Source organism: Pantoea sp. Mb-10 (assembly GCF_021272205.1).
Lineage (GTDB): Bacteria > Pseudomonadota > Gammaproteobacteria > Enterobacterales > Enterobacteriaceae > Pantoea.
Genome location: NZ_JAJSDX010000008.1, coordinates 209420 through 231349, shown reverse-complemented (window position 1 = coordinate 231349; position 21930 = coordinate 209420). Strand labels below are relative to the sequence as shown.

19 protein-coding genes are annotated in these 21930 nt (G+C 56.5%); 11 read left to right on the top strand and 8 right to left on the bottom strand.

The window, feature by feature from the left end; translation table 11 throughout:
• Positions 1-276: hypothetical protein (locus LU196_RS17440; RefSeq protein WP_232760781.1), on the top strand; the 276-nt coding region annotated here is incomplete at its 5' end.
• A gap of 24 nt (positions 277-300) precedes the next feature.
• Positions 301-1704 carry a multidrug transporter subunit MdtD gene (gene mdtD / locus LU196_RS17435; RefSeq protein ID WP_232760780.1) on the top strand — a complete coding sequence of 468 codons (1404 nt, stop codon included), beginning with the start codon at positions 301-303 and terminating at the stop codon, positions 1702-1704.
• Here mdtD and rbsR read toward each other — a convergent pair.
• The 7 genes from rbsR to LU196_RS17400 all read right to left on the bottom strand — a co-directional run bounded on the left by rbsR (position 1701) and on the right by LU196_RS17400 (position 8064).
• Positions 1701-2693, bottom strand: coding sequence for a ribose operon transcriptional repressor RbsR (gene rbsR, locus LU196_RS17430; RefSeq protein ID WP_370641016.1), 993 nt, complete (start codon positions 2691-2693; stop codon positions 1701-1703). The two genes, mdtD and rbsR, sit on opposite strands and share 4 nt — an antisense overlap.
• 4 nt (positions 2694-2697) lie before the next feature.
• A complete protein-coding gene (gene rbsK, locus LU196_RS17425) occupies positions 2698-3627 on the bottom strand; it encodes a ribokinase (protein WP_232760779.1) in 930 nt (309 codons plus the stop codon).
• A 63-nt stretch (positions 3628-3690) separates the two neighbouring features.
• Positions 3691-4566: a ribose ABC transporter substrate-binding protein RbsB gene (rbsB, locus tag LU196_RS17420; RefSeq protein WP_232760778.1), complete on the bottom strand. Its 876-nt coding sequence runs from the start codon at positions 4564-4566 to the stop codon at positions 3691-3693.
• Positions 4567-4587: 21 nt separating this feature from the next.
• Positions 4588-5565 (bottom strand): ribose ABC transporter permease, encoded by a 978-nt coding sequence (rbsC, locus tag LU196_RS17415; RefSeq protein ID WP_232760777.1) that lies wholly within the window; start codon positions 5563-5565, stop codon positions 4588-4590.
• Positions 5562-7070, bottom strand: coding sequence for a ribose ABC transporter ATP-binding protein RbsA (gene rbsA, locus LU196_RS17410; RefSeq protein WP_232760776.1), 1509 nt, complete (start codon positions 7068-7070; stop codon positions 5562-5564). The genes rbsC and rbsA overlap by 4 nt, the downstream gene beginning before the upstream one ends.
• A 7-nt stretch (positions 7071-7077) precedes the next feature.
• A complete protein-coding gene (gene rbsD / locus LU196_RS17405; RefSeq protein ID WP_232760775.1) occupies positions 7078-7497 on the bottom strand; it encodes a D-ribose pyranase in 420 nt (139 codons plus the stop codon).
• A 171-nt stretch (positions 7498-7668) separates the two neighbouring features.
• Complete coding sequence (locus LU196_RS17400) at positions 7669-8064, bottom strand: YgiW/YdeI family stress tolerance OB fold protein (RefSeq protein WP_232760774.1); 396 nt, start codon at positions 8062-8064, stop codon at positions 7669-7671.
• Between the two features lie 170 nt (positions 8065-8234).
• Here LU196_RS17400 and qseB point away from each other — a divergent pair, with 170 nt between their 5' ends.
• Complete coding sequence (qseB, locus tag LU196_RS17395; RefSeq protein WP_232760773.1) at positions 8235-8897, top strand: quorum sensing response regulator transcription factor QseB; 663 nt, start codon at positions 8235-8237, stop codon at positions 8895-8897.
• Positions 8894-10225 carry a quorum sensing histidine kinase QseC gene (gene qseC / locus LU196_RS17390; protein ID WP_232760772.1) on the top strand — a complete coding sequence of 444 codons (1332 nt, stop codon included), beginning with the start codon at positions 8894-8896 and terminating at the stop codon, positions 10223-10225. The genes qseB and qseC overlap by 4 nt, the downstream gene beginning before the upstream one ends.
• Positions 10226-10234: 9 nt before the next feature.
• Here the strand turns inward: qseC and kup are convergent, their stop codons facing one another.
• Positions 10235-12103, bottom strand: a complete 1869-nt coding sequence (gene kup, locus LU196_RS17385) for a low affinity potassium transporter Kup (RefSeq protein WP_232760771.1) — start codon at positions 12101-12103, stop codon at positions 10235-10237.
• A 299-nt stretch (positions 12104-12402) separates the two neighbouring features.
• Between kup and ravA the strand changes: the two genes are divergently transcribed.
• The 7 genes from ravA (at position 12403) to rsmG (ending at position 21731) form a co-directional block, all read left to right on the top strand.
• Entirely contained in the window at positions 12403-13899 is a 1497-nt protein-coding gene (gene ravA / locus LU196_RS17380) for an ATPase RavA (protein WP_232760770.1), read from the top strand.
• Positions 13896-15356, top strand: a complete 1461-nt coding sequence (gene viaA, locus LU196_RS17375; RefSeq protein ID WP_232760769.1) for an ATPase RavA stimulator ViaA — start codon at positions 13896-13898, stop codon at positions 15354-15356. Before ravA ends, viaA begins: the two co-directional genes overlap by 4 nt.
• Positions 15357-15427: 71 nt before the next feature.
• The gene (gene ovoA / locus LU196_RS17370; protein ID WP_232760768.1) at positions 15428-17575 is read left to right on the top strand and encodes a 5-histidylcysteine sulfoxide synthase; all 2148 of its coding nucleotides are present in this window, start codon (positions 15428-15430) and stop codon (positions 17573-17575) included.
• A gap of 107 nt (positions 17576-17682) precedes the next feature.
• Positions 17683-18144 carry a transcriptional regulator AsnC gene (gene asnC / locus LU196_RS17365; protein WP_232760767.1) on the top strand — a complete coding sequence of 154 codons (462 nt, stop codon included), beginning with the start codon at positions 17683-17685 and terminating at the stop codon, positions 18142-18144.
• Positions 18145-18295: 151 nt separating this feature from the next.
• Positions 18296-18736, top strand: a complete 441-nt coding sequence (gene mioC, locus LU196_RS17360) for an FMN-binding protein MioC (RefSeq protein WP_232760766.1) — start codon at positions 18296-18298, stop codon at positions 18734-18736.
• A 442-nt stretch (positions 18737-19178) separates the two neighbouring features.
• Complete coding sequence (gene mnmG, locus LU196_RS17355) at positions 19179-21068, top strand: tRNA uridine-5-carboxymethylaminomethyl(34) synthesis enzyme MnmG (RefSeq protein ID WP_232760765.1); 1890 nt, start codon at positions 19179-19181, stop codon at positions 21066-21068.
• A gap of 45 nt (positions 21069-21113) precedes the next feature.
• Positions 21114-21731: a 16S rRNA (guanine(527)-N(7))-methyltransferase RsmG gene (rsmG, locus tag LU196_RS17350; protein ID WP_232760764.1), complete on the top strand. Its 618-nt coding sequence runs from the start codon at positions 21114-21116 to the stop codon at positions 21729-21731.
• Positions 21732-21930: the final 199 nt, after the last annotated feature.

Genomic DNA, 21930 nt, shown 5'->3' with positions numbered 1-21930 from the left:
GTTTTTCTCCGGCGGGGCGAATCACTCCGCGCCCTGCTGAGCCGTCTGCGTTGCCGCTTTGCCGTCTCAGTGGTGGCGCATTATAGGGCGTTAATTCCGGCTGACAAGGGTTTATTGCAAAAAAATGGTCGAAAGCGGCTTTTTTGTACGAAAGGGTCAAAAAGCAACGTTTCGCGATTACTATTCGAACAGAAACACCTGCACAGCGGCACAAATCACCCTTATCTGTCGTTTCAGCAGTGCTATCCTGAACGGCGGACACGCTTAGCAAACTGAACAATTATCAAAGAAGGACGCTCAATGATTCGTTCCGCGCGCAGTATGGCCGGTTTGCCCTGGATTGCCGCAATGGCGTTCTTTATGCAGGCCCTCGACGCCACCATCCTCAATACCGCGCTCCCTGCCATTGCCACCAGCCTTGAACGATCGCCTCTCGCTATGCAATCTGCCATTATTAGCTACACGTTGACGGTAGCGATGCTTATTCCCGTAAGCGGCTGGCTGGCGGATCGCTTCGGCACGCGCAAAATATTCATTCTCGCCGTTGCGCTCTTTACCCTGGGTTCGCTGGCCTGCGCCTTGTCGGGCTCGCTGAGCATGTTAGTCACGTCGCGCATCATTCAGGGGATCGGCGGCGCCATGATGATGCCCGTGGCGCGCCTGGCGCTGCTGCGTGCTTATCCGCGCAGCGAACTACTCCCGGTGCTCAATTTTGTCACTATGCCCGGTTTGGTTGGCCCTATTCTCGGCCCAATGCTGGGCGGCTTGCTGGTCACTTACGCCAGCTGGCACTGGATATTCCTGATTAACATCCCCATTGGCATCGCCGGGATTGTCTATGCGCGCAAATATATGCCTGACTTCACAACGCCTAAGCGACGTTTCGATTTTGGCGGCTTCCTCCTGTTTGGCTTGGGTCTGGTCTTCATCTCTGTCGGCATTGAGCTTTTTGGCGAGCGCATCGTCATTCCGTGGCAGGCATGTCTGGTCTTACTCAGCGGCGTGGGGTTGCTGCTCCTCTATATTATTCACGCGCGCCGTCATCCAGCACCGTTGATCAGCTTGCCGATGTTTAAAACGCGCACCTTTTCCGTCGGTATCATCGGTAATATCGCCGCGCGGCTCGGTACCGGCTGCATACCCTTCTTGATGCCGCTGATGTTGCAGGTTGGTTTTGGCTATCCCGCCATCATCGCCGGCTGCATGATGGGTCCAACGGCAATCGGCTCACTGCTGGCTAAATCCACGGTTACGCCGGTTCTGCGTCGGTTTGGCTATCGTAAAACGCTGGTCGGTATCACGCTGATCATAGGCGGGCTGATTGCCAGCTTCGCGCTGCAAACGCCGGGCGAAAGCATTCTGCTGTTACTGGTGGCGCTGTTTGTCTTGGGTATGGCGATGTCCACGCAGTTCACCGCCATGAACACCATTACGCTGGCCGATTTAAATGATGAGAACGCCAGCGGCGGTAATAGCGTGCTGGCCGTCACGCAGCAGGTGGCGATAAGCTTTGGCGTCGCCGTTAGCGCGGCGGTGCTGCGCTTTTGGCAGGATGTGGAAAGCAGCACCGTAGGGCAGTTTCATGCCACCTTCTTGACCATGGGCGTGGTCACTGCGGCCTCGGCCGGCGCGTTTTTGCTGTTGCGGGCGGGCGACGGGCGCAACCTTATCGCCAATCGCGAGAAAAAGAAGAAAGCGGCTTAGGCCGAACCGCGTTCCACCAGCTCCGGCGTCAGCTCAAGCATTTGCTGGCTGGCGTCGGGATCGCGCAGGCGATTAATCAGGGTATCAATGGCTAACTCGCCCAAGGCATCCTTGGGCTGATGGACGGTGCTGAGCGGCGGCGTTAGATAGCGGGCCAGTTCGATATCATCGTATCCCACCACCGCCATATCCTGCGGCACCGAAAGTCCCGCCTGAAACAGAGCATGGTAAACGCCCACCGCCATCGCATCATTGCTCGTGAACACCGCCTGCGGTGGTGTCTCCAGCGCAAGCAGCTGGTTCATGGCATTAAAACCGCCCTGAAATTCGAAATCGCCGTCCACCACGTACGCCTCGGGCACCGACAATCCGCTGTTGCGCATGGCCTTATGAAAACCTTCAAGGCGCATACGCGCCGGCGTTTTATCCTGCGGTCCAGCAATGCAGGCAATGCGCGTATAGCCGCGATCGATAAGATACTGCGTGGCCAACTCACCGCCCAGCAGCGCATTGTCCTGAATAATGTCGCCGCGCCCTTCAAACGGCGCCCAGTCCATCATCACCATGGGCACGGACGGATAGCGGTTAAGAATTTCGGCCGAAGGCAGATGGCTTTCCGTACACATTAGCAGCAGCCCATCAACACGCTTTTGCATCAGCGTTTCCAGGCTGCGATTCATGCGCTCTTCGTCTCCTTCGGTATTACACAAAATCAGGCTGTAGCCGCGCTCGTAGCAGCAGTTTTCTACCCCGCGTACCACTTCAGCATAAAACGGGTTGCTGCTGGCGGTAAGCAACATACCAATGGTGCGCGTTTCGTTGAGCTTGAGGCTACGGGCCAGCGCTGAGGGCGCGTAGTTCAACTCGCTAATGGCCTGCTGTACGCGCGCCCGTACCCGCTCACTCACAAAGCGGTTGTTGTTAATAACGTGGGACACCGTAGAGGTGGAGACGCCCGCCAGGCGAGCGACATCTTTCATGGTAGCCAAGGGCTTAATCCTGTTGCAGCAGGAAGGCGTCAATTTCCGTGCGCCACGGCACGGAGGGCTGAGCGCCAGGACGCGTTACCGCGATGGCCGCCGCCGCATGGGCAAAGCGCACCGCCTCGCGCAGCGCCATGCCTTCCAGCCGCGCGGTAATAAACGCACCGTTGAACGTATCGCCCGCCGCAATGGTGTCGACCGACTGCACGCTGAATCCTGGGATGCGTTCTCCTTCGCCCGCAACGCTGAGCCACACGCCTCGACGTCCCAGCGTGATCAGCACCGTATTGATGCCTTTCGCATGCAGCGCAGCAGCGGCGCGTGCAGCATCGTCATCGTTTTTCACGGCGATGCCGGTCAGAATCTCGGCTTCGGTTTCGTTAGGCGTGATGATATCAATATGGGACAGCAGCGCATCGGAGAGCTGCGTGGCAGGTGCCGGGTTAAGAATCACTTGAGTGTGATGCGCACGCGCGATCTCTGCCGCCGCCAGCACGCTTTCCAGCGGTGACTCAAGCTGCATCAGCAGCGCGTCGGCCTCGGCGATCACCTGTTGATGACGCGCTACGCACGCAGGCGTCAGCGCCGCGTTGGCACCGGAATAGATCCCGATGTTGTTTTCACCTTCTGCATTCACAAAAATCATGGCGACGCCGGTCGCTTCACCCTCAACCGTTTCCACCGGTGCGATATCAATGCGGTCCTGCTCAAGCTGCTGACGAATACGCTCACCGATGTCATCGGCACCGACGCAGGCAATAAACGCTATCTCCGCGCCAGCACGACCCGCAGCCACCGCCTGGTTAGCGCCTTTGCCGCCAAAGGCGATCTGATACTGTTTCCCGATCACCGTTTCGCCCGGACGTGGGAAGTGCGCGAGATTAAGAATGTGGTCGGCATTGATGCTGCCAAGAACGGCCAGTTTTGCGTGTGTGCTCATTAGACGTGATCCAGAAAATGCGCCACCGAGACGGTGGCGCGTTGCCATGCTTTTCTTTGGTTTTTATTTAGTAACCAGCTTCAAGTCAACCGGATTGATTGCCTGCACTTTTTCGCCTTTCAGCACTTTATCTGCAGTATCGACGCCGATCACGCCAATTTTCTCAGGCATTTGCGCCACGGTCGCCGTGAGCTTACCGGATTCAACCGCTTTCACGCCGTCAGCCGTGCCGTCAAAGCCCACAACCAGCACATCGGTTTTACCGGCAGTTTGCAGCGCACGCAGTGCACCCAGCGCCATCTCATCGTTCTGCGCGAATACCGCCTGCACATCCGGATGCGCCTGCAGCAGGTTCTGCATAACGTTCAGACCTTTAGTACGATCGAAATCTGCGGGCTGGCTGGCCAGCACGTTGAATTTGTGTGCATCAGCAGCTTGCTTAAAGCCTTCACCACGCTCACGCGCTGCTGAAGTCCCCGCGATGCCCTGCAGCTCAATGATTTTCGCGCCGTCGCCCAGTTTTTTCGCGATGAAATCACCCGCCATTTTGCCCCCGAAGCGGTTGTCAGAGGCGACGTGGCTAACCACTTTGCCCTGCGCGGCCTGACGGTCCAGCGTGATCACCGGGATATTGGCCTGATTTGCCATTTTCACTGCATTGCCTACCGCGTCGGAATCCGTGGGGTTGATCAACAGCAGTTTGGTGCCGCGCACGGTCAGATCCTGCACGTTTGCCAGCTCTTTCGCCGGGTTGTTCTGCGAATCCAGCACCACCAGGTTATAGCCCAGCTTATCGGCTTCTTTCTGTGCGCCGTCTTTCAGCGACACAAAGAACGGGTTATTCAGGGTGGAAACCACCAGCGCAATCGTGTCCTTGGCCATTGCGCCAGCACTGAGGGTGGCGCCAAGGATGACGGCCAATGCAGTTAACTTTTTCATTTATATAATCCTGTGTGAAGGTCAGAGTGATTTACTGCTTTTGTTATCCACCAGCACGGCCAGCAGAATGACAACGGCTTTAACAATCATCTGGTAGTAAGAGGAAACGCCCATCAGATTCAGACCGTTATTAAGGAAGCCGAGGATCAACGCACCAATCAGCGTGCCCATGATGCGTCCTTTACCGCCCGCCAGGCTGGTGCCGCCCAGCACCACCGCGGCAATCGCATCCAGCTCATAGCCGGTTCCTGCCGTAGGCTGCGCAGAGGAGAGGCGCGCCACTTCAATCGTACCTGCCAGCGCCGCCAGCAGACCAGAGAGTGAATAGACAATAATCTTGACGCGGTTCACGTTGATGCCAGAAAGGCGCGTGGCGGATTCGTTGCCGCCCAACGCATAAATGTAGCGGCCCAAGCGCGTGTGATGCAGCATGTACCATGCGAGGGCAAACACCACGGCCATCAGCCACACTGGCGTCGGGATCCCCAACGGGCGACCGATACCAAACCAGCCGAACAGATCGGCGTTATCGCTGAAACCGGTATTAATCGGACTGCCGTTGGTATACACCATGGTGACACCGCGCAGCAGCAGCATCATCACCAGCGTGGCGATAAACGCCTGCACTTTGCCACGCGCCACGATCACCCCAGTTACGCCGCCAATGGCCGCCCCCAATGCCAGTGATGCCGCCACGGCGACCAGCGCATTGACTTCCATCCCCACGATCGAGGCCGCTACCGCGCCGGTCAGCGCCAGCAGTGAACCCACGGATAAATCGATGCCCGAGGTCAGGATCACCAGCGTCATGCCGACCGCCATAATGGCGTTAACCGACGTCTGCTGCAGAATATTGAACATGTTCGGCAGCGTGAAAAAGTTAGGGCTTTGGCTGGCCACCACCGCGATCAGCACCAGCAGCGCAATCAGCGACTTCTGCTCCATCAGCCAGGCTTTACTGAACCAGCGGCGACGGGCGGGTAAGGTTTGGGTACTCATACAACTAACTCCTCGCTGTGTTGCTTGCCTACTGCAGCGGCCATCAGGGATTCCTGAGAAGCCTCTTCACGGGAAAATTCGCCACTGAGATGGCCTTCGTGCATCACCAAGATGCGATCGCTCATGCCCAGTACCTCTGGCATTTCAGATGACACCAGAATGATGCTCAGCCCATCGGCTTTAAATTGGTTAATTAACTGATAAATTTCTTTTTTTGCGCCAACATCCACGCCGCGCGTAGGCTCATCCAGAATCAACACGTCTGGACGCGTCATCAAGCCGCGCGCAATCGCCACCTTTTGCTGATTCCCGCCCGACAGCAGGCCAATCGGCTGCGCCATCGACGGTGTTTTCACGTTAAACAGGCGGATAAAATCGCCCACGGCCAGCTGCTCTTCGCTATGTTTGAGGGTGCCCGAGGCGTGGCTGAAATAGCGCAGCGCCGTCAGCGACATGTTCTCTTTGACTGACATGCCCAGCACCAAGCCATCGCGCTTGCGATCTTCAGAGATATACACAATGCCGTTGGCCAGTCCGTCCTGCGGCGTGCGGGTGATCACCTGGCGGCCGTTGAGCGTTACCTTGCCCTGGGTGCGGGGCAGCGCGCCGTAGAGCACTTTCATCAGCTCCGTACGTCCGGCCCCCATCAGGCCGGAAATACCAAGAATTTCCCCTTCACGCAGGGTAAAGCTGACGTTATCCACACCCGGACCGCTGAGATTTTCCACCGTAAGCCGCACCGCGCCGGGTGGATTTTCGATATGGGGATATTGATCCTCGAGCTTACGGCCAACCATCATTTCGATCAGACGCTCTTCGCTGAGATCGCTTACCGCGCGCTCGGCAATAAATTGCCCGTCGCGAAACACGGTGACGTCGTCGCAAATCTCAAAGATCTCTTTCATGCGGTGCGAGATGTAAACGATGCCGCAGCCCTGCGCTTTCAATTCATTGATCACGCGGAACAGCGACAGCGTTTCGGTATCGGTAAGTGCGTCAGTGGGTTCATCCATAATGATGACTTTCGACTCAAAGCTAAGCACTTTGGCGATTTCCACCATCTGCTGATCGCCAATCGACAGCTCGCCGACCAGCTTGTGGCTATTAAAGCGCAAATTAAGACGCTTCAGCAGCGCATCGGCTTCGGCATACATCGTTTTCCACTGAATGCGGCCAATGCGGTTCACCGCTTCGCGCCCTAAGAAAATATTCTCAGCCACCGTCAGCTGAGGGATCAGGTTAAGCTCCTGATGGATGATGCCAATGCCCGCTTCCTGTGAGGCTTTGGGTCCGCTAAAGGTGACCTCTTTTCCCAACCACTGCAGCGAACCGGCGTCCATGGAGTAAATGCCGGTGAGCACTTTCATCATGGTGGATTTCCCGGCACCGTTCTCACCCACCAGCGCCATCACACGGCCGGGATAAACGGCCAGCGAGGCGCCATTCAGCGCTTTCACGCCGGGAAACGATTTTTCTATCCCTTTGAGTTGCAATAAAGGTTGCATGCTGACCTCAGAAGGTGACGCCGGCGCTCAGGATGACATTCGCATACGGAGAACACTCTCCGCTGCGAATGACCGCCTGACTGCTCTGCGTCTGTTGTTTGAACTGTTCATGACTGGTGTAATGAAGGCTAATCACATTTCCCTGGTGCTGTTGCAAGGCTTCGAGCACAGCGAGCAGTGCGTTGTGGAGCTGCGGATTGTGCTGCTTAATCTCCTCCGCCATCAGGGCGCTTTCGACCTGCATCTCCTGCGTGACGACCTCAACCACCTGTAAAAACGCAGGCGTGCCCGGTGTCAAAGCCAGATCAATGCGCTGCGGACCGGCTGGGATCGGCAAACCGGCATCGGCGATGGTCAGCGTGTCGGTGTGCCCCAGGCGAGCAATCACATGAGAGAGTTCAGCGTTAAGTAAGCGACCTTTTTTCATTTCTTCCACTCCACAGCGAAACGTTTCGCTTGCTGGAGTGTATAAAATGTACAAGGCAACTCAATGACGGAATAAGAGAAATGTGATCATTATCGAAACGTTTCGCGTGCGCCGTGAAAAATTTGAGTTTGGGGTAGAAAGCGGAGCCACGGACGGGCTCCGCGGCAGGCCTTAGGGAAGTTTACGCACCTGTTTAACATCCAGTTCAACGGCGTTGAAATCCTTATCCAGTTCGCCGGTGAGTTCAACCTGATCTTTCGGCGTGACGGTCACGCCATTCCAGCGCTTGTGGTCGATTTCCACTTTCATCGTGCCGCTGCTGTCTCGAAACTGGTAATCCTCATCGCCAATCTGTTTCTCAATATGGCCACGCAGGGTGATCCAGCTATCATCCTTCATCTCTTCAGCCTGTTTTACCGTGGTCACGCTGGCCTGATTCGGCTGAAAGCCGCCTTTAGCCGACTGACTCGCGGGCGCGCCGGGATCCACAAAGCCACCTGATTGCGCGGCCATCACCGGCGTTGTCGCTAAGGCTACGATTGCTAATAACGCTGCATGCTTTTTCATTTGCCTGCCTCTGTTGGGAAAGGGAAAGGTTACGTCCATGAGTAAAGCACAGCGTTCTTAACAGGATCTTAAGGGCTTATCATTGAGTAAAAATAAGCTAACGTCGGCGATAAATACTGTACTTGCACTAAATCGCTTCGTATAACGGCGCAGAGAGCAAAGGAGAACGCATGCGTATTATGTTAATTGAAGATGACGCGATCATTGGCGACGGGTTGAAAGTCGGATTGACCAAGCTGGGGTTTAGCGTGGACTGGTTCGCTTCGGGCGAAGCGGGCTATCGCGCCCTGGACGCGGCCCCGTGGGATGCCGTGATCCTCGATTTATCGCTGCCAGAGCGTGACGGATTAGCCATCCTGCGTGACTGGCGCCAGCAAGGGGCAGACGTGCCGGTGCTGATTCTTACCGCGCGCGATGCGCTGGATCAGCGCGTACAAGGATTACAGCTTGGCGCCGATGACTATTTGTGTAAACCGTTTGCCTTGACGGAAGTGGCCGCGCGCCTGGAAGCGCTGATTCGTCGCCGCCACGGTCAACTGCAGCCCGAGCTGCGCCATGGCAACGTCGTGATGGCACCGTCCAGCCACTGTGTCTGGCTGGACGGCGAGGCCATCGCGCTCAAGAGCCGCGAACTGGCGCTGCTGGAGCTGTTTCTGCGCCATCCCGGACGCGTCCTGACGCGCGCCCAGCTGGAGGAGAAGCTCTACAACTGGGACGATGACGTCTCCAGCAACGCCGTCGAAGTGCACATTCACCATCTGCGTAAGAAATTGGGCAGCGCGTTTATTCGCACCGTGCATGGCGTTGGCTACATGCTGGGAGCAGCAGAATGAGCCTGTTTTTGCGTCTCGCCGTCGGCGTTGTGTTGCTGATCCTGATGTGCGGCAGCCTGGCTGGCCTGCGCGCCTGGCAGCAAACGCGCGACAACGTGAACACGCTGTTTGATACCCAGCAGATGCTGTTCGCCAAACGCCTGCTGGCGCTCGACCCCAATAATTTGCACGAATACGCCCTGCCAAAAACCAAGCGTCTGCTGCGTCATCATCGCGGTAAACAGGATGATGACGCGCTGGCCTTTGCGCTGTTTACTGCCGCGGGCGAACCGCTGCTCAACGACGGTGAGAACGGGCGCGATATTCGTTTCGACCCCCAGCACGATGGGTTTCAAGACGATCAATTAGAAGACGACGACGACCGCTGGCGGCTGCTGTGGCTCTCGTCGGCGGACAAGCGCTACCGCGTGGCGGTAGGGCAGGAGTGGGAATACCGCGATGACATGACGCGCGATCTGGCGCTCAGCAGCTTACTGCCGTGGCTGATCGCTATGCCGTTAATGCTACTGCTGCTGCTAGCGCTGGTGTGGTTCGAACTGCGTCCCTTGAAACGTCTTACCGCGTCACTCCACCAGCGCCAACCGGACGATGCGACGCCGCTTGCCACGAAAGGCGTACCCAATGAAGTGAAACCGCTGTTGGCCGCGCTCAACGACCTGTTCAGCCGAACCGCGCAGCAGGTGGCACGCGAACGCCGCTTTACCGCCGATGCGGCCCATGAACTGCGCAGTCCGCTGGCGGCGCTGCGGGTGCAGAGCGAGGTGATTCAACTGGCGGACGATGATGAACCGATGCGCCAACGGGCGCTACACCAGCTCGACAGCGGTATTGCACGCGCCACGCGACTGGTGGATCAGCTGCTGACGCTGTCGCGTGTGGAGGCCGATGACTTACGCAGCGAATTTCAGTCGGTATCCTGGGCCACGCTGCTACAAAGCGCCATCGCTGAACAGATGTCGCAGGCCGACGCGCAGGGCATGCAGATACGGCTCCACCTTCAGGCGCAGCCAGTGATGAACGGTCATCCGCTGCTGCTGAGTTTGCTGCTGCGGAATTTACTGGATAACGCCTTGCGCTATGCACCTGCGGGTACGCAGATTCAGCTGACGTTGGCCGCGCGCCGCCTCACCGTGGAAGATAATGGCCCAGGCGTTAGCGAGCAGCAGCGGGAGAGGTTGGGGGAACGATTCTGGCGACCGCCGGGCCAGGCGCAGACTGGCAGCGGCTTAGGCTTATCCATCGTGAAAAACATTGCTCAGCTGCACGGCATGCGTCTTGAATTTGGTCATGCCGTGCCGCAAGGGCTGCGCGTCACGCTGCGTTGGTGAGGCGCCGCGTTAAATTTCCACCTGCGTACCGAGCTCGATCACGCGGTTAGGCGGGATCTCAAACTGATCCGGTGCGCGCAGCGCATTACGCTGTAGCGCCAGGAACAGCTTGCCACGCAGCCGTAAATACCAAGGCCGCTTGCCGATAATCAGTGACTCGTGCGACATAAAGAACGAGGTTTCAATCATCCGGCAGTTAAGCCCCTCTAAGCCACAGCGGTGGAATATCTCTTCAACGTTGGGCGTTTCTCGCCAGCCGTAGCTCGCCACCACGCGCCAGAAGGTCGGCGACAGCTGCTCAATGGTCACACGGCGCACGTTATGGACATAAGGCGCATCTTCGGTTCGCAGCGTGAGCAGCACCACGCGCTCATGCAACACCTTGTTATGTTTGAGATTATGTAACATAGCAAAGGGAATCACGTTCAGCGCGCGCGACATATACACGGCCGTGCCCGGCACGCGTACCGGCGGTGACTTCTCCAGGGAGGCGATCATCGCTTCCAGCGAGTTGCCGTGCTCGTGCATACGGCGCAGCAGGCGGAAGCGCTCGCTTTTCCAGGTGGTCATCACGATAAACATGATCAGGGCTAGCGTCAGCGGCAACCAGCCACCCGAGAAGATTTTGACCAGGTTCGCGGAGAACAGCGACACGTCAATGCACAGCATGCCCGCCAGCAGCAGGCCGACCAGATAGCGGTTCCAGTGCCAATTCTGAATCGCCACGGTGGCGCACAGGATCGCGGTCAGCACCATGGTGCCGGTCACGGCGATGCCATAGGCCGCCGCCAGGTTGCTGGAGTGCTCAAAGCCGATAATCACAATCAAGACCGAGAAATAGAGCAGCCAGTTAATCACCGGAATGTAAATCTGCCCCGACTCCTCTTCCGAGGTATGAACAATACGCATCGGCGGCAGATAGCCCAGGCGCACCGCCTGACGGGTCAGCGAGAACACGCCCGAGATCACCGCCTGTGAAGCGATCACCGTTGCCAGCGTCGCCAAAATCAGCATCGGGATCAGCGCCCAGTCCGGGGCCAGCAGGAAAAAGGGGTTTTTAATAGCTTCGGGATGCTTTAACAGCAGCGCACCCTGACCAAAGTAGTTAAGCACCAGCGACGGCAGCACCACCGCAAACCACGCCAGACGGATCGGCAATTTACCAAAATGCCCCATATCGGCGTAGAGTGCTTCAACGCCGGTGATGGCCAATACCACCGCGCCGAGCGCAAAGAACGACACTTTTTTGTATTCGATAAAGAAATGCACCGCCCAGCTCGGATTCAACGCCTGCAGCACTTCTGGATTGCCCATGATGCTGCGCGCGCCCAGTAAGGCGAGGACGATAAACCACAAGAGCATCACCGGTGCGAACAGCTTTCCAACGATACCGGTGCCGTGCTTTTGAATGATAAACAGCAGCGTCAGCACCGCAATGGCCAGCGGCACGATATAGGTATCCAGGCTCGGGGCCGCAATTTCCAGCCCTTCCATCGCCGACAGCACTGACACGGCGGGCGTGATCACCACTTCGCCATAGAAAAAGCTGCCGCCAATTAAGCCCATGATGACCAGAATGGCGGTAGCACGCGCGCCGGTGTTGCGTCCCGCCAGCGACATCAAGGTGAGAATACCGCCTTCTCCCGCGTTGTCCGCGCGCATGACATAGCTGATGTATTTCAGCGACACCACCAAAATCAGCAGCCAAAAAATCAGGGAAAGGAAGCCAAAGACCGCATCACGCTCCACGCCAAAGCCAAACTGTCCCGAAAGACATTCGCGTAAGGTATAGAGTGGGCTGGTGCCGATATCGCCATACACCACGCCAATTGCGGCCAGCGTGACGGCGCCAAGGGACTGTTTCTTATCCGAGCTCATAGGTTGTCTTTTTCAGGAGCGAAAGAGGCCGTAACGTTTCGCTCTCATCATCAAAAAGCGCACAGTATGCACATATTCCCAAAAAAACCCACTTTTCAAAAGCGTGATTATCCGCTTATCAACCCGTTAATTCGCCGACATTGGGCCAAAAAGCCTTACGAAACCCGCACGTTACTGCGTTTCAACCTTCTGAAACAAAAAAGCTGACGGCTATCAACGCTTTCACGCATGATAATCAGTAGAGTATTGCGCTCGCCAGAATGTGACGGCTCAAGGTTCAGAAGGACAATGATGTGATTATGGCTCAACCCCATCTTTTGGCAGAAAGAATTTCTCGCCTGAGTAACGCCCTGGAAAAGGGGCTGTATGAACGGCATCATGCGATTCGGCTCTGCCTGCTGGCGGCATTGAGTGGTGAAAGTGTCTTTTTGCTCGGGCCGCCGGGCATCGCCAAAAGCCTGATAGCCCGCCGCCTGAAATACGCCTTCCAGCACGCCCGCGCGTTTGAATATCTGATGACCCGTTTCTCCACCCCGGAAGAGGTGTTTGGCCCTTTGTCCATTCAGGCGCTCAAAGATGAGGGCCGCTATCAGCGGTTGACCAAGGGCTATCTGCCCGATGCCGAGATCGTTTTTCTCGATGAAATCTGGAAGGCGGGCCCGGCAATTTTGAACACGCTGCTCACTGCCATCAATGAACGCCGCTTTCGCAACGGCGACTGCGAAGAAAAAATCCCCATGCGTCTGCTGGTGACCGCCTCCAATGAGCTGCCGGAAGCCGACAGCGGACTGGAGGCGCTGTATGACCGCATGCTGATTCGGCTGTGGCTGGACAACGTACATGAAAAGCAGAATTTCCGTAGCCTGCTCACCCACCAGCAGGATGAAAATGATAATCCGGTAGCAGAAGCGCTGCGTATCAGCGATGAAGAGTACCAGCAGTGGCAAAAAGGCATCACCCAGGTGGCGCTGCCCGATCACGTGTTTGAGCTGATTTATCAGCTGCGTCAGCAGCTGGAAAATTTGCCGAACGCGCCCTACATCTCCGATCGCCGCTGGAAAAAAGCCATTCATCTTTTACAAGCCAGCGCGTTTTACAGCGGTCGCACAGCAATTGCGCCGATTGATCTGGTGCTGCTCAAAGATTGCCTGTGGCACGATGTTGCCTCCATGAAGCTGCTGGACAGTGAACTCAATGCTCTGATGACGCAGCACGCCTGGCAGCAGCAGTCGCTACTGCACACGCTGCAGCAGATAAACGCGCGGCGGCTGACGCTGCAACAGCAGCAGAGCGTGGCGCAGGCGCTTACGCTGGAAAAACACAGCAGCATGTTTAGCCGCAAGCCGCACTACGCACTGCCCGCCTCGCTGATCGAAGATTCGCTGACGCTGATGCTGCAGCAGCCATTGTTGTTGCACGATATCCAGGTTTCACACGTGGTGGTGGGACGAGAAGCGCTGGAACAGTGGCTGCTGAAAGGCGGCGATATACGCGGCAAGCTCAATGGCATTGGCTTTGCGCAAACGCTGGATCTGCTGGTGGATAGCCACCATTGCCTCACGCTGCGTGACACCAGTTTGCAGTCAACCCGTTTGACGCTACCGGGCGCCGCAAACAGCCAGGCCGTGCCGCAGGAAATTCAGGAAGCCTACGATGCACTGGAGACCCAGCTGCGCGCGCAGCGCACGCTGTTTAGCCAGCACCAGCGCTGTTTGTTCATCAGCGATGAGTGGCTGGCCCTTATTGAAACCAGCCTCCAGAACGTGGCGGAACAGCTGAAACAGGCGCGAAAATGATTTCACTGGAGTCGCTGAGCGCGCTGCTCTCCATCGGGGAAACGGAGCTTATCGAAGACCTGATCATCGCGCTGTTGGCGTCTCCACAGCTGGCGCTGTTCTTTGAAAAATTCCCTCGCATGAAGCAGGCGCTGATGCTCGATCTCCCACGCTGGCGACATGAGATCGCTGATCAGATCCGCGCCACGCCGGTGCCTGAAGCGCTGGCGCAAGAGTTTCAACTGTTTCAACAGATGCAGCTGATCGACACCGCTGCTTTTTCAAAACAGCTGCCGGCGATCATGCACCAGCTGACTCACCTGGCTTCCCCTTTTATCGCCGATGCCAGCAAACTGCTGCTGCACACCGACCATGCCCAGCTCAGTAACGCGCAGCATACGCTGTTTCTACAGCGCTGGCGGCTCAGCCTGACGCTGCAAACCCTGACCCTCAATGAATCGATCCTGGAAGAGCAGCGCGAGCGACTGATGGCCGAACTGCAACAGCAGATGGCGATCAGCGGTCAGCTGGCACCGATTTTAACCGATGATGATGAAGCCGCGGCCGGGCGCCTGTGGGATCTCAGCAAAACGTCATTGCAGCCGGGTGACGCCCAATTAATCGTGCAATTTGGTGATTTTCTGGCGCAGCAACCCGAGCTGATGCAACTGGCACAGCAGCTGGGGCGCAGCCGCGAGGCAAAGTCGGTGCCGTCGCAGGAGGCGCCGCTGGAAGCATTTCATCAGTTAGTACGCGAGCCGGATAACGTGCCAGAAGAGGTCAGCGGGCTGCATCAAAGCGACGATGTGCTGCGCCTGCTGCCGCCGGAGCTGGCGGCGCTCAGCATCAGCGAGCTGGAACTGGAGTTTTATCGCCGTTTGGTTGAAAAACGGCTGCTGACGTATCGGCTGCAGGGCGACGCCTGGCATGATAGCGTATCGCTCCGTCCGGTCAGCCACCAGCAGCATGAGGCGCAGCCGCGCGGGCCGTTTATTGTCTGCGTGGACACGTCGGGCTCCATGGGCGGCTTCAACGAACGCTGTGCCAAAGCGTTTTGTCTTGCGCTGCTGAAAGTGGCGCTAGCCGATCGGCGTCGCTGCTACATCATGCTGTTCGCGCATGACGTGATTGGCTACGAACTCACCGCCGATAACGGTATTGAACAAGCGATTCGCTTTCTGAGCCAGCGCTTTCGCGGCGGTACCGATTTGGCGGCCTGCCTTGCCGAGGTGGTGAAACGCATGGAGGGCAGCGCATGGCAAGAAGCCGATGCCGTGGTGGTCTCTGACTTTATTGCGCAGCGCCTGCCCGACGCGCTCATTGCCACCATCAAGCAGCGCCAGCTTCACCATCAGCAACGTTTCCACGCCGTGGCCATGTCGACCCACGGCAAGCCTGGGGTTTTACGGATATTCGATCATATTTGGCGGTTTGAGACAGGTCTCAAAAACCGCCTGCTGCGGCGCTGGCGGCGCTAATTCATCTTGCAGAAATGCATATTTGCTATAGTGAATTACCCGCTGTGTTTATTCAGCTTACGGAGTTCACTGTGACCACCGCCGATCCCCACTCTCACTTACCCGCGCCGACCCGTACCGTTCGGCTTTCTGGCACCAGCAGCGACGAAAAGCGCGCCGAGTTACTGGCCTACTTTACGCAAACCTGGACGCTCTACGAGAGCCTGTTTGACTGCCTGCAGGATGAACGCGCCTATTTCAATAAGGCGATTTCGCTGCGGCATCCGCTGATCTTTTACTACGGTCATACCGCTACGTTTTACGTAAATAAACTGATGGCGGGACGCTATCTGGAACAGCGCGTGGACGATCGCATCGAAGCGATGATGGCGATCGGCGTGGATGAGATGAGCTGGGACGATCTGGATGAGAGCCATTATGACTGGCCGACGGTTGCGGAAGTTCGCGATTATCGCGGCAAAGTAAAAAGCCTCGTCAGTGACTTTATCCGCACCATGCCGCTGGATTTGCCTATTACCTGGGAAAGCCCAGCATGGGTGGTTCTGATGGGCATTGAGCATGAACGCATCCATCTGGAAACGTCCAGCGTACTGATTCGCCAGCTGCCCGTAGCGTGGGTAAAATCACAGCCGCACTGGCCCGCCTGCCCACTTGCCCGTCACGACCGCGCGGCAGTGCCCGACAATACGCTGGTTGCCCTGTCGGGCGGACACGTGCAGCAGGGTAAAACCGACGATACGTACGGCTGGGACAACGAATATGGCCGCCTGCATACCGAGCTTAAACCGTTCAAAGCCAGCAAAATGCTGGTCAGTAATGCGGAGTTTTATCGGTTTATCACCGCGGGCGGCTACGACGAACGCCGCTGGTGGGATGAGGAAGGCTGGGGCTGGCGCGAATTTTCTGCGGCACAGATGCCCACCTTCTGGGTCGGCGACGTTGCGCAGCCTGAACAGCTTAAGCTGCGCCTGATGACGGAAGAAGTGCCTATGCCGTGGGACTGGCCCGCAGAGGTGAATCAGCTGGAAGCCTCCGCATTCTGCCGCTGGCTGGCGGCGGAGACCGGTAAGCAAATTCAGCTGCCGTGCGAAGCCGAGTGGATGCAGCTACGTGAGCAGGTTAACGGCGATCAGCCAGACTGGACAGACGCGCCCGGCACGCCCGGCAACATCAATCTCGCCTGGTGGGCCTCCTCCTGTCCGGTGGATCGCTTCGCACAAGGCGAATTTTACGACATCGTCGGCAACGTCTGGCAGTGGACCACTACGCCGATCAACGGCTTTGATGGCTTCAAAGTGCATCCGCTTTATGACGATTTCTCAACGCCCACTTTTGACGGCAAGCACAGCATTATTAAAGGCGGCAGCTGGATCTCCACCGGTAATGAGGCGCTGAAATCGTCACGTTACGCCTTTCGTCGCCACTTTTTCCAGCACGCCGGTTTCCGCTATGTGGTTTCCTCTCATCAGGAAACCATGGCGCAAAATCCCTACGAAACCGATGGGATGGTGTCGCAGTACCTCGATTTCCAATACGGCCCCTCTTATTTCAACGTGCCCAATTACGCGGCGGCCTTGGTAGAAAAACTGCTGCCACACTGTAAACAGCGTGGTGAAGCACTGGATATTGGCTGTGCCACCGGCCGCGCCAGTTTTGAACTGGCCCGCTACTTTGACGCCGTCACCGGCATGGATTACTCGGCGCGCTTTATTGATGTCGCGCTGCAGCTCACCTCCGGTGAAGATTTCCGCTATGTGGTACCGGAAGAGGGCGATCTGGTGGAATATCGTCAGGTACGTCTCAATACTTTTGGCCTGGGTAAAGCGCAAGCGCAGCGCATTCAGTTTGTCCAGGGCGATGCCTGCAATCTGAAGCCGCAGCCCAATCGCTACGATTTGGTACTGGCGTCTAACCTGATCGATCGCCTGCGTCAGCCAGCGCGCTTCTTGCAGGACATCACGCCGATGATTCGCGCGGGTGGAATGCTGGTGCTCTCTTCACCTTATACCTGGCTGGAAGAATTTACGCCGAAGGAGAACTGGCTGGGCGGCATTCGTGAAAACGGAGAAGCGCTGACCACCTATCAGGCGCTACAGCGCTTGCTGCGCGACGACTTTGAGGAGATCGCGCCACCGCAGGATGTGCCGTTTGTGATCCGCGAGACCGCGCGCAAGTTTCAGCACACGCAAGCGCAGCTGACTTTCTGGCGTAAGCGCTAAAAAAGCGTGCAGACCGCGGCAGCCACGCGGTCTGCACCTTGCCTACCTCTTTTATTTCCTGCACATTCTTTCCCACTCACACAACATGACCTTAACGAGGCTGGATAATGGCGGACTCTGTGCAACTGGATAATCTTGATCGCGGCATTTTGAATGCGCTGCTGCAAAACGCGCGCACGGCATATGCTGAACTCGCCAAACAGTTCAACGTCAGCCCCGGCACGATTCACGTGCGCGTTGAAAAAATGCGCCAGGCAGGAATTATTCTGGGCACGCGCGTAGAGATTGATCCCCGCCAGCTGGGATTTGATGTGTGCTGCTTTATTGGCATCATCCTGAAGAGCGCCCGCGATTATCCTGCCGCGTTGCGCAAACTGGAGGCGTTGGATGAAGTGGTGGAAGCCTGGTATACCACCGGCCATTACAGCATCTTCATTAAGGTGATGTGCCGCTCGATCGATGCCCTACAACAGGTGTTGATCAACAAGATCCAGACCATTGATGAAATCCAGTCCACTGAGACGTTGATCTCTCTGCAAAACCCCATCATGCGCACGATCAAGCCGTAACGCCCTTTTCTGTGCATAGAGTTATCCCGCACAGATCGCATGCTGGGTGCGCTTTGTCGCGTGATGCTTTCTGCTATTAACCCTGTTGTCCACAGGTGGATCACCGCTTGATCACAGCGTACAATGCTGGCCTTTAGTGCGGGAGAGCATCATGGCCAATATTACGTTAATCAGCGGCAGCACCTTGGGCAGCGCCGAATACGTCGCTGAACATTTAGAAGAAAAACTGCAGGACGCAGGCTTCTCCACGGAGACGCTGCACGGGCCAGAGCTGGATGACGTGCCGCTGGAAGGTATTTGGCTGTTGGTGACCTCAACGCACGGCGCAGGCGAGCTGCCCGATAATTTGCTGCCTTTTTTCGACGCGCTGCAGGAAAAGCGCCCCGATCTTTCCGCCGTGCGCTTTGGCGCAGTGGGGATTGGCAACCGCGAGTACGATCTGTTTTGCGGCGCGATCAAACAGCTGGAGACGCTGCTGAGTGAGTTAGGTGCAAAACGCGTGGGCGATCGTCTTGAGATCGATGTACTGGAGCACGAGATTCCTGAAGATCCCGCCGAGGAGTGGGTGGCGAGCTGGTATCCGCAGCTTTAAGCCGATCCTGAGGCGGTGAAGGATCGGGAATTTAGCCCGATCCGCAGTTTTTTTCCCTGTATTTTGCGTTTTCTCTGCCGCCTGTCTGTGGATAACCTAGCTGATTAGATGCGTATAACCGGTAGTTATCCAGATAATAACCGCTGTTGCTTTTTTAATCTGTGTATAACTCGCTATTTTGATCTCAGCTTATACGGATCAGGATCACCGATCACTCACAGCATGCGATCCTTATTAATCTCTTGATTTGCATCCTCTTTCCCGAGTTATCAACAGAACATTGCGATCCTAATAAGAGATCTAACAAGAAGATCATATAAAAGAATAAAGATCCTTTCTTTTAAACCACAGGATCCCGCCGCTTTCGCCGTCGCCATAATTTAAGTAGAATCCACCGCCCAGGGCATTGAACCCTGCCTGAACATTAACGAGGTATCCCTTCATGTTTTATCCAGATCCTTTTGACGTCATCATCATTGGTGGTGGTCATGCGGGAACAGAAGCCGCGATGGCCGCTGCCCGAATGGGTCAGCAAACCCTGTTACTTACCCATAACATTGATACGCTTGGACAAATGTCCTGCAATCCGGCAATCGGTGGCATCGGGAAAGGACACCTGGTTAAGGAAGTGGATGCCTTAGGTGGGTTGATGGCAACGGCAATCGACCACGCCGGTATTCAGTTTAGGATACTAAACGCCAGCAAAGGACCCGCAGTACGTGCTACCCGTGCTCAGGCCGATCGCGTGCTTTACCGGCAGGCCGTTCGCACCGCACTGGAAAACCAGCCGAACCTGATGATCTTCCAGCAGGCGGTTGACGATCTGATTGTTGAAAACGATCGTGTGGTGGGCGCTGTCACCCAAATGGGACTGAAATTCCGCGCAAAAGCCGTGGTGCTGACCGTAGGGACTTTTCTGGACGGTAAAATTCATATCGGGCTGGATAATTACAGCGGGGGCCGCGCAGGTGATCCTCCGTCGATCCCGCTGGCGAAGCGCCTGCGTGCCTTGCCGCTGCGCGTTAACCGCCTCAAGACGGGAACGCCGCCGCGTATTGATGCGCGCAGCATCGACTTTTCAGCGTTGACGCCACAGCACGGCGACAACCCCATGCCTGTCTTCTCGTTTATGGGCAACGCGTCGCAGCACCCTCAGCAGGTGCCGTGCTGGATCACCTATACCAACGAGCAGACTCACGACGTGATCCGCCAGAATTTGGATCGCAGTCCGATGTATGCCGGGATCATTGAAGGGATCGGGCCGCGCTATTGTCCTTCCATTGAAGACAAAGTGATGCGCTTTGCCGATCGTAACGCGCATCAGATCTTCCTGGAGCCCGAAGGGCTGACCAGCAACGAGATTTACCCAAACGGCATCTCCACAAGCTTGCCTTTTGACGTGCAGATGCAGATTGTGCGCTCGATGAAAGGGCTTGAGGACGCGAAAATAGTGCGTCCGGGTTACGCCATTGAATATGACTTCTTCGATCCGCGCGATCTCAAGCCGACGCTGGAAAGTAAATTTATTCACGGACTCTTTTTTGCCGGCCAGATTAATGGCACCACCGGTTATGAAGAAGCTGCCGCTCAAGGCTTGCTGGCCGGGTTGAATGCAGCGCGTCTGTCGGCGGATAAAGAGGGCTGGGCACCCCGTCGCGATCAGGCCTACCTTGGCGTGCTGGTGGACGATCTCTGTACGCTGGGCACCAAAGAGCCGTACCGCATGTTTACTTCACGTGCGGAATACCGACTCATGTTGCGAGAAGATAACGCGGATTTGCGTTTAACCGAGACTGGACGCGCGTTGGGGCTGGTGGATGATGCTCGCTGGGCACGCTACAACCAAAAACTGGAAGCCATTGAGTTGGAACGTCAGCGCCTGCGCGATCTGTGGGTGCATCCCAAATCGGAAAACGTGGCCAACGTTAACCTGGCGATCAGTGCACCGTTAACCAAAGAGGCGAGCGGCGAAGATCTGCTGCGTCGCCCGGAAATGACGTATGAACGGCTGATGACCGTGCCCGGTTACGGTCCTGCCCTGGCAGATGCGCAAGCGGCCGAGCAGGTTGAGATACAGGTTAAGTACGAGGGCTATATCGCGCGTCAGCAGGAAGAGATCGACCGCCAGCAACGCAACGAAAACACGTTGCTGCCTGTTGACCTGGACTATCGTCAGGTCAATGGTTTGTCGAATGAGGTGATTGCCAAACTCAACGATCATAAACCGACGTCCATCGGCCAGGCATCGCGTATTTCCGGCATCACGCCTGCCGCGATTTCAATTCTGCTGATCTATCTGAAGAAACAGGGGCTGCTGCGTAAAAGCGCCTGATTGACCTTGGGCGAGGCAACTCGCCCCGTGACTGGAACTCTCGTTGTGATTAACAAACTCTCCCAGCTGCTGAACGCGGCGAACATTTCCCTAACCGATCAGCAAAAACAGCAGCTGGTGGGCTACGTTGAGCTGCTGCACAAGTGGAATAAAGCCTATAACCTCACCTCGGTGCGCGACCCACAACAGATGCTGGTGCGCCACATTCTCGACAGCGTGGTCGTGGAACCGCATTTGCAAGGTGAGCGGTTTATTGATGTCGGCACCGGCCCGGGGTTACCCGGTATTCCGCTGGCCATTGTGCGTCCGCAGGCGCATTTCACGCTGTTAGACAGTTTGGGGAAACGCGTTCGATTTCTCCGTCAGGTACAGCATGAGTTAGGACTTACTAACGTCACGCCAGTACAGAGCCGCGTTGAAGAGTTCATCGGTGAGCCTCCCTTTGACGGCGTCATCAGTCGTGCCTTTGCTTCGCTGGAAGATATGTTGAACTGGTGTCATGCGCTGCCAGGCAAGCACGGGCGCTTCTATGCGTTAAAAGGCGTGCGCCCCGACGATGAGATTGCGTCGCTGCCGGTGGGCTTTACTGTAGAGAGTGTGGTTCCGCTCCAGGTACCTGAGCTGGACGGCGAACGGCATTTGGTCGTGATTTGTCACCAATAACCCGACAAGTTACAGGGATAATAGCGATATATTGCATGAAGTCCATGCACGGTGGCTGAATAAAAAAACAGCGATCGAACCGCGTAACGCGCTGAATTGGACAGGGCAGGGGAGGGAATTACGATTAACATCCCCACTGGAAATTATCCGAAAAGCCCTGTTACATTTAACGAATAATTCACATTTCATTAGCAGCGCT

What these genes read in the sequence shown, in the direction of transcription:
- qseB (WP_232760773.1), top strand. Translation starts at nt 8,235, where the DNA reads ATGCGTATTATGTTAATTGAAGATGACGCGATCATTGGCGACGGGTTG.
- mnmG (WP_232760765.1), top strand. Translation starts at nt 19,179, where the DNA reads ATGTTTTATCCAGATCCTTTTGACGTCATCATCATTGGTGGTGGTCAT.
- ravA (WP_232760770.1), top strand. Translation starts at nt 12,403, where the DNA reads ATGGCTCAACCCCATCTTTTGGCAGAAAGAATTTCTCGCCTGAGTAAC.
- LU196_RS17400 (WP_232760774.1), bottom strand. Translation starts at nt 8,064, where the DNA reads ATGAAAAAGCATGCAGCGTTATTAGCAATCGTAGCCTTAGCGACAACG.
- rbsK (WP_232760779.1), bottom strand. Translation starts at nt 3,627, where the DNA reads ATGAGCACACACGCAAAACTGGCCGTTCTTGGCAGCATCAATGCCGAC.
- viaA (WP_232760769.1), top strand. Translation starts at nt 13,896, where the DNA reads ATGATTTCACTGGAGTCGCTGAGCGCGCTGCTCTCCATCGGGGAAACG.
- mdtD (WP_232760780.1), top strand. Translation starts at nt 301, where the DNA reads ATGATTCGTTCCGCGCGCAGTATGGCCGGTTTGCCCTGGATTGCCGCA.
- qseC (WP_232760772.1), top strand. Translation starts at nt 8,894, where the DNA reads ATGAGCCTGTTTTTGCGTCTCGCCGTCGGCGTTGTGTTGCTGATCCTG.
- asnC (WP_232760767.1), top strand. Translation starts at nt 17,683, where the DNA reads ATGGCGGACTCTGTGCAACTGGATAATCTTGATCGCGGCATTTTGAAT.
- rbsA (WP_232760776.1), bottom strand. Translation starts at nt 7,070, where the DNA reads ATGCAACCTTTATTGCAACTCAAAGGGATAGAAAAATCGTTTCCCGGC.
- rbsD (WP_232760775.1), bottom strand. Translation starts at nt 7,497, where the DNA reads ATGAAAAAAGGTCGCTTACTTAACGCTGAACTCTCTCATGTGATTGCT.
- mioC (WP_232760766.1), top strand. Translation starts at nt 18,296, where the DNA reads ATGGCCAATATTACGTTAATCAGCGGCAGCACCTTGGGCAGCGCCGAA.
- rbsB (WP_232760778.1), bottom strand. Translation starts at nt 4,566, where the DNA reads ATGAAAAAGTTAACTGCATTGGCCGTCATCCTTGGCGCCACCCTCAGT.
- kup (WP_232760771.1), bottom strand. Translation starts at nt 12,103, where the DNA reads ATGAGCTCGGATAAGAAACAGTCCCTTGGCGCCGTCACGCTGGCCGCA.
- rbsC (WP_232760777.1), bottom strand. Translation starts at nt 5,565, where the DNA reads ATGAGTACCCAAACCTTACCCGCCCGTCGCCGCTGGTTCAGTAAAGCC.